Source organism: Paenimyroides viscosum (assembly GCF_003858535.1).
GTDB classification, from domain to species: domain Bacteria; phylum Bacteroidota; class Bacteroidia; order Flavobacteriales; family Flavobacteriaceae; genus Flavobacterium; species Flavobacterium viscosum.
The window spans coordinates 23,526-31,051 of the sequence record NZ_RQTJ01000034.1; the positions used below are offsets into that span (position 1 = coordinate 23,526).

The following is a 7,526-nucleotide window of genomic DNA, read 5'->3' on the forward strand; positions in this document are numbered from 1 at the left end:
TTATGCCCAATAAATAAGTAAAAAGTAATCAATAAACATACTTTACGTTTAAAAAAAGTCAACCAAATAATAGCTAAAATAATTATAAAATAGTAATTTTACAGCCAAACAATACTTCGCTATGAGTTCAAAAATACTATTAACTTCAAAAGAAGTTGATATCATCTTACATCGTTTAGCGTGCCAACTAATAGAAAAACATAACGATTTTTCTAATACGGTATTAATAGGTATTCAACCACGCGGTAAATTTTTGGCAGATCGTATTACCAATATTCTAAAAAACGAATACGGAATTTCTACCATTGATCTTGGTTTTCTTGATATAACTTTTTTTAGAGACGATTTTAGAAGAAACGATAAACCTTTAGAAGCCAATAAAACACAAATAGATTTTTTAGTAGAAGATAAAAATGTAATTTTTATTGATGATGTTTTACATACAGGCAGAAGCATTCGTGCCGCTTTAACAGCAATTCAGTCGTTTGGCAGACCAAAAGAAATTGAGTTATTAGTATTAATAGATCGTAGATTCAGCAGACATTTACCAATTCAGCCCGATTACCGTGGTCGTCAGGTTGATGCCTTCAATAACGAAAAGGTGAGAGTTCAATGGAAAAACGATGATGCACCAAAAGACGAAGTGTATCTAATTTCTAATCCTTCATAATTTAAAACAACACAACAGCAAATTCAAATGAAAGAATTAAGCGTTAACCATTTATTAGGTATTAAATACATCAATAAAAACGATATTGATTTAATTTTTGAAACAGCAGATCAATTCAAAGAAGTAATTAATCGTCCTATTAAAAAAGTTCCTTCGTTACGCGATATCACCATTGCAAATATATTTTTTGAAAACAGTACCCGTACCAAATTATCTTTTGAGTTAGCACAGAAACGTTTGTCTGCAGATGTTATTAGTTTTTCCGCAGCACAATCGTCGGTTAAAAAAGGCGAAACTTTAATTGATACCGTAAACAACATTTTATCAATGAAGGTTGATATGGTTGTTATGCGCCACAGCAATCCGGGTGCGGCTCATTTTTTATCTCGCAATGTAAAGGCAAGTATTGTAAACGCAGGCGATGGCGCACATGAACACCCAACCCAAGCTTTATTAGATAGTTTTTCAATACGTGAACGTTTAGGTGAAGTTGGCGGAAAAAAAGTTGTTATTGTAGGTGATGTTTTACATTCACGTGTAGCATTATCGAACATTTTTGCATTACAGATGCAAGGAGCCGAAGTTATGGTTTGCGGTCCCAAAACCTTAATTCCACGTTATATTACCGATTTAGGTGTAAAATACGAACCAAATTTGCGTAAAGCATTGGAGTGGTGCGATGTTGCAAATATGCTACGTGTACAAAACGAACGCTTAGATGTAAATTATTTTCCATCAACACGCGAATACGCACAACAATACGGCGTAGATAAAGAGTTGCTAGATTCTTTAAACAAAGAAATAGTCATAATGCATCCCGGACCAATAAATAGGGGAGTAGAGATCACATCAGATGTTGCCGATTCACAACAATCTGTCATATTAGATCAGGTAGAAAACGGAGTGGCAGTACGTATGGCAGTTATTTATTTACTTGCATCTAAGATAAAATAATAGTATTTTTAAAAGAAATATGAAATTGCCATTAAGAAATTGTTTGTTGCAAATAAACACAAATAAAGATAAAGCGATTCTATATGACCAATAAAAATATAAATATCTACATATGAAAGTGAAAGAAAAAAATAACGTGGTTGTATTTAAAAAAAGTAGTGAAGATCTTACTGATTTTGCAGCTAAAATAATTGATCAGCCAAACGTATTTAAAGATAAAAACATCATTATTGATTTAGAAGAAACTGAATTACGTCCTTCAGAACTTATTCCTTTTGAATCATTAGCGATTCTTCAAAAAAAGCAAAAAAAATCGTTTGTAATTGTTGCAGATATTGATTTTGATGAGGTTTCTGAAGAGATAATCGTTGTGCCAACGCTACAAGAAGGTTTCGATATCATTGAAATGGAAGAAATAGAAAGAGATTTGGGGTTTTAGGTAAAATTCCAAATCATTACTTCTTTAGTTTTATATTTTTGCATACCTAATATTACTTTCCGATACAATATCTTACTTCTCTTTATTAATAAGGGTTTACAAACAATATGTTGTACAATAGTGGTACATAAAATTAGTTTAAAGTAAAAAATTAAATTCAGAATAAATTTTTTGAATTACTTTATCAGGCAGATTTTGCTCGTCACATAATTTTTTAAAATGCTCGGTTGCTTCCACTACTTCATTTATAATTCCTTTTGCATTTTTTATCGAATAACGTTCGGCTAAATCTAATACATCTTGCCTATTAATATCCGCACGTTTATTATTAATAGCCATTGCTCTTGAAACACGAGTATAATTCATTAAAGCATCTAAAGGATACGTTAAGTCGTAGGCTGGTGTAAGATTCCATTTGTCTTTTTCATCGTCGTAAATAAAGCTAAAATTCTTTAAATGGTCATCAATATTTGCAAAAACCAAATTAAAAACCATGCGTTTGAATAACTGCTGAATATCTTTATGTGGAACTTTTAAATCAATAGCTAATTTAAAAAGATTGTCATAATTTGAATTCTCAGGTTTTTTAAAATCCCATCCTGTCATTCCAGAGGCTGTTAAAACATGTTGCTTTTCACCGTTTTGTCTATCAAAACGCAGCGTAGCAAAATGTTTATCATCAATCAACTTAGAAGGCATCATTTCTATTCCAATAGAAGTAGCTAATTGATAATATACAAATTCTACTTTTTCTTTTGAATAACCCGATTCTTCATCGATGGCTAATTTGATTAAATAGTGACTATACGTATCTGAACTTTCAAGATCACCAGCAATAATAGCACCTGATTGTTTATGTTCAGAAATCAAAATTTTAGGCCGAGCACCTCCTGCCGATGTTCCAATTTTAAAGATATTACGTAAAGCTAAATCACTTAGGTTTTTTTCATGAATAGATGACTTTACATCTAAAACCTTTTTTACAACCTCTGAAATCTCATCAATATTAATTTCAGCTTCTGTAGTAATCGTTTTTGAAGGCATAAATTCTAAAGCGCCCATTCCACGCTTACCTACATAGGTTAATTGTTCTAATGGAGAAATATTTACAGCTTTTTTATGATTGAATTCCAACCACTCTTTAAAAATTAAATTACCAAAAACATCAGGAAGTGAATCGGCTATCATGGAAGGTAAGCCTCTGAATGTTTCACCTTCAAATTCAGAAAACACCTGTACACTAGGTGTTCTACGAATGATATACGGAAACATTCTTTTATATTGATTGCTCGCTAAAAAATCTGGATGATACTGAAAAAAAGATTTTTTTTGATCTGCATCATAACCTATTTTACCAATTTCCATGTCTTTATAAACAACCGATATGATTTGATTTTTAGCCATATTAATACAAAGATTTACTATTGTTTAAATTTGTTATTTTACTTTGAATGAATTGATTAAAGTTTTTCATTTCATCAAAATGTTGTAAGATTTTTAAAACAGTTTCAAGCGTAGTATTCTCACCATTTTCTAGTTTAGAAATGGTAATTGGCGATAAATCTAATTCAGAAGCTAAATCTTGTTGTGTTAATTTCTCTCGCTTACGCAATAACTTACACCATTCGCCTAACGCTTTTTGAATATCTTTTATGGTAGCAAACTCCAACATAATATATATTATAATCTAAATAACAATCAAATATAGTTATTTTTTATATTATAATATAAATTTAAAAATATTTATTTTCAAATGATGTTTATTGACTGGAGCTATATATAGATTTGAAATCTTGCTCCTTGGGTTTTAAAACATCAACCATCTCTTCTAATCCGCCAACAACTGAAAGTATTTTTAAAAATGAATCTAAAGAAATTACACCCTTTTGTTCAAATTTTCGCAATGTTGATAATGGGACCCAGCTCTTTCCGACAAACCTTCCTGAGTCAGTTCCATTTGTAATCGTCGGGCACGGATACTTTCAACGATTTTTCTTTGGACTTTTGATAATGATATAAGTAACATTATGGTATTATTTAAGTAGCTAAAATGTGAACAACTACTACTATTGTAGTATAAATTTACAAAAATCTAATATTATATTACATCAATTTGTTTTAATTGTCTGTTCATACTTTTTATATAATCAACTTGTAATTCTTTTGTAAGAAACGATTCTTGAATTAGTTTTTTCTTCTTTTGGTTGCAAAAAACGGCTATAGTATACCACCTTCAGCGGATTAAAGTGAGCATAGCGCAACGGCTCAAAGTGAACCACCTTCAGCGGATGAAAGTGAACCACTAAAAATCGATTCTATCTGTACAGATTTCCCGATCTTTTTTAATTAAAAAAGATCATGGCAAATACACAAATAGATATGCGAAAAATAAAACAGATTTTTAAACTCTACAGCGAAGGTGTCAGCAAGCGTAAAATAAGTCTAATTATAGGACTTTCGCGCAACACCATCACCAAGTATATTGATTTTTTTAAGCGTTACAGCCTTACTAGTTACGAAGTGTCAGCCATGACACACGAGGAACTGAATAGCTTGTTTAAATCCGACCATAAGGATAAAAGCCCACAGTTATTGACCTTAGAAAAGTACTTTCCTTATTTTGATAAAGAGCTTCGCAAAACCGGAGTTACCAAAGAACTGCTCTGGCAGGAATATTATACCAAACATCCCGATGGTTATAAGATTACCCAGTTTAGGTATTGGTATCGGGAATGGGCAAAAGAAGTATCTCCGGTGATGCACTTTACCCATAAAGCTGGTGACAAGCTGTTCATCGACTTTACCGGGAAGAAGCTCTCCATTGTAGATCCTCACACAGGAGAAATACAAGATCTGGAAGTTTTTGTATGTGTTTTGGGCAGCAGTCAATATACATATGTAGAAGCCTGTGAGAGCCAAAAGAAAGAAGATTTCATAGCCTGCGTTGAAAATGCCCTTTGGTTTTACGGGGGCGTCCCACAGGCATTAGTTCCAGATAATCTAAGAGCTGCCGTTACCAAAAGCAGTCGGTACGAGCCAAAGGTAAATCAAGATTTTGCCGACTTTGCCACCTACTATGAAACAGTAGTTTTACCCACTAGGGCCTATAAGCCCAGAGACAAGGCTATTGTTGAAAACGCTGTGCGCATTATATATACCCGCGTATTTGCTCCGTTGCGCAATGAGACCTTCCATAGTAAATCCGAACTCAACAAAGCCATATTAGAACAGCTTAAATTACATAACAACATGTCTTTTAGGGGCCGCGAGTACTCACGCTATTCTTTGTTTGAAGAGGTTGAAAAACACCAACTCAAAGCACTCCCATCAAAGCGCTATGAGATCAAACGTTCCGCCAATGCCACGGTTCATAAAAACAGTCATATTTACTTCGGAAAAGATAAACACTACTATAGCGTACCCTATCAAAATATAGGAAAACAGGTCAAGGTTATTTATTCTGATAACGCCGTGGAAGTTTACCATCAGCAGGCAGTACTGGCAGTACACACAAGATCAAAACAAAAATATGGCTACACCTCCATAAAGGAACACATGCCGTCCCATCACCGTTTTGTCAGTGAATGGAGTAGTGAAAAATTTATTGTCTGGGCCCACCAGATAGGAGATCACTGCAAAGTATTGATCATTAAAATACTAGACAAAAAACAACATCCCGAGCAATCTTTTAAATCCTGCTTGGGTATATTGCACCTCGCCAAAAAAGTGGGCAATATACGACTGGAAAATGCCTGTAAACGCGCTTTGGAATACGGTGCGCACAACTACAATATTATAGAACGCATCCTTAAAAACGGGTGGGATACTTTAGATGAGCAGGTAGAAGAACAACCCGATATACCCCGGCACGACAATATTAGAGGCAGTAATTATTATAAATAAATTAAAACTTAAACAATGAATACACAGACATTAGAACACATGAAACAGCTAAGGTTATACGGAATGTATAGAGCTTTTGAGGGGAGTTTATTACCACAGAACACAAACCTCTACACCAATGATGAACTAATTGCATATCTCCTTCAGAGTGAATGGGATGACCGGCAAAACCGAAAGATAGAACGATTAACGAAAGCCGCACATTTTAGGTACAGTGCCGTCATAGAAGCTATCGATTATGATGCTTCAAGATGCTTGGATAAAAATCAAATACAACGCTTCTCCAGTTGCAATTTTATAGCACAAAAACAGAACATACTTATTACGGGGAGCACCGGTGCAGGGAAAAGTTATATGGCATCCGCAATTGGTCATCAAGCTTGTTCATTAGGTTATAAAGTAATGTATTTTAACACCAACAAACTCTTTACAATGCTGAAAACATCTAAAGCAGATGGTTCCTATTTAAAACAGATCAATAAACTGGAAAAACAAGATCTACTGATATTAGATGACTTTGGGCTTAAAGCTTTGGACACGATAAACAGAAATTCTTTTATGGAAATTATAGAGGATAGGCACGGTAAACACAGTACTATCATCGCCTCGCAATTACCAGTTGAAGCATGGCATGATATTATTGGCGAACAAACAATAGCAGATGCTATTTTGGATCGCCTTGTACACACTGCACATAGGATAGATATTAAAGGAGAATCTATGCGCAAAAAATTAAAAAATAATTACTAAATTTATACTCAGATGAATCGATTTTGAGCACCTACTTTACTATGCTCACTTTCATCCGCTGCGAGTGGTTCACTTTATCCGTTCTATCCAAAATATACTAAATGTTAAAAAACAAAAGAAACAAATACAAAGGAAAATATACGCATCGGTATCTAACGGATAAGGTATTTATCTTTTTTCTTAAATGCACTAAATTACGCCAGCGAACGCAAAATAAATTTTAAAGGAATTAATTTTTGTGCATTGTTAAAGCTACTTAGTGGGTTGGCAAAAGGTTATTTCATCAGTAATAACTGACTGTCATCTAAACCTTTTACCCAATGTTTGATGTTTGGTTCAATTGTTTGAAAATTTCCAGGTTCTAAAACCGTTTGGTAACCGCTTTCATCTTCATAGGTCACTTTACCTGTTACACATACTAAAATTGCAGGTATAGAGGTGGTGTGCTCTGGTAACAATCCGTCTTTTTTAATAAGCAGACTGCGGGTTACACCTTCTTCGCCTTTAAATAATACCTTTACACTTAAAGGTTTATCGGTTTTATGTAATGCGTTTAAATGTGTTATTTCTGTCATAATTTGAGTATTTGGATTTTTTATATTTTGTTCTTGTGCAAAACCATTAAAATTCAGACACAAAAAAACAATAAAGCTGTTACATAACTGATTCGATGTTTTCATTTTTATACTGCTTTTTTACAAATATAACGAATAATTGAGTGATTTAATTTATAACGATTTTTAATTCTATAACCCGTAGTGCATTATAGAAAAAGTTGCTCAAAAGATTAAAAATCAGTATATTGTATTG

At 33.3% G+C, this 7,526-nt stretch carries 8 protein-coding genes; 5 read left to right on the forward strand and 3 right to left on the reverse strand.

All coding sequences use genetic code 11. The annotated features are described in order from the left end of the window. The first annotated feature begins 121 nt into the window (after positions 1 to 121). From pyrR to EG242_RS12535, 3 genes are all read left to right on the forward strand, one after another. Positions 122 to 670 (forward strand): bifunctional pyr operon transcriptional regulator/uracil phosphoribosyltransferase PyrR, encoded by a 549-nt coding sequence (pyrR, locus tag EG242_RS12525; protein WP_124900203.1) that lies wholly within the window; start codon positions 122 to 124, stop codon positions 668 to 670. Between the two features lie 27 nt (positions 671 to 697). Then, a complete protein-coding gene (locus EG242_RS12530; RefSeq protein WP_124900204.1) occupies positions 698 to 1,624 on the forward strand; it encodes an aspartate carbamoyltransferase catalytic subunit in 927 nt (308 codons plus the stop codon). A gap of 112 nt (positions 1,625 to 1,736) precedes the next feature. Continuing rightward, positions 1,737 to 2,063, forward strand: coding sequence for a ribonuclease Z (locus tag EG242_RS12535; RefSeq protein ID WP_124900205.1), 327 nt, complete (start codon positions 1,737 to 1,739; stop codon positions 2,061 to 2,063). A 138-nt stretch (positions 2,064 to 2,201) separates the two neighbouring features. On the opposite strand, the gene EG242_RS12540 is transcribed toward EG242_RS12535, so the two are convergent. After that, positions 2,202 to 3,467 (reverse strand): type II toxin-antitoxin system HipA family toxin, encoded by a 1,266-nt coding sequence (locus EG242_RS12540; RefSeq protein ID WP_124900206.1) that lies wholly within the window; start codon positions 3,465 to 3,467, stop codon positions 2,202 to 2,204. Between the two features lies 1 nt (position 3,468). Continuing rightward, positions 3,469 to 3,735 (reverse strand): helix-turn-helix domain-containing protein, encoded by a 267-nt coding sequence (locus tag EG242_RS12545; RefSeq protein WP_124900207.1) that lies wholly within the window; start codon positions 3,733 to 3,735, stop codon positions 3,469 to 3,471. A gap of 686 nt (positions 3,736 to 4,421) precedes the next feature. Here EG242_RS12545 and istA point away from each other — a divergent pair. Together istA and istB are read left to right on the forward strand one after the other, a co-directional pair. Further along, positions 4,422 to 5,966 carry an IS21 family transposase gene (istA, locus tag EG242_RS12555; RefSeq protein ID WP_124900208.1) on the forward strand — a complete coding sequence of 515 codons (1,545 nt, stop codon included), beginning with the start codon at positions 4,422 to 4,424 and terminating at the stop codon, positions 5,964 to 5,966. 15 nt (positions 5,967 to 5,981) lie between these two features. Then, the gene (gene istB, locus EG242_RS12560; protein ID WP_124900209.1) at positions 5,982 to 6,716 is read left to right on the forward strand and encodes an IS21-like element helper ATPase IstB; all 735 of its coding nucleotides are present in this window, start codon (positions 5,982 to 5,984) and stop codon (positions 6,714 to 6,716) included. Between the two features lie 275 nt (positions 6,717 to 6,991). On the opposite strand, the gene EG242_RS12565 is transcribed toward istB, so the two are convergent. Continuing rightward, on the reverse strand, positions 6,992 to 7,396 hold the full coding sequence (locus EG242_RS12565; protein WP_235831914.1) for a cupin domain-containing protein: 405 nt from the start codon (positions 7,394 to 7,396) through the stop codon (positions 6,992 to 6,994). Between the last annotated feature and the right edge of the window lie 130 nt (positions 7,397 to 7,526).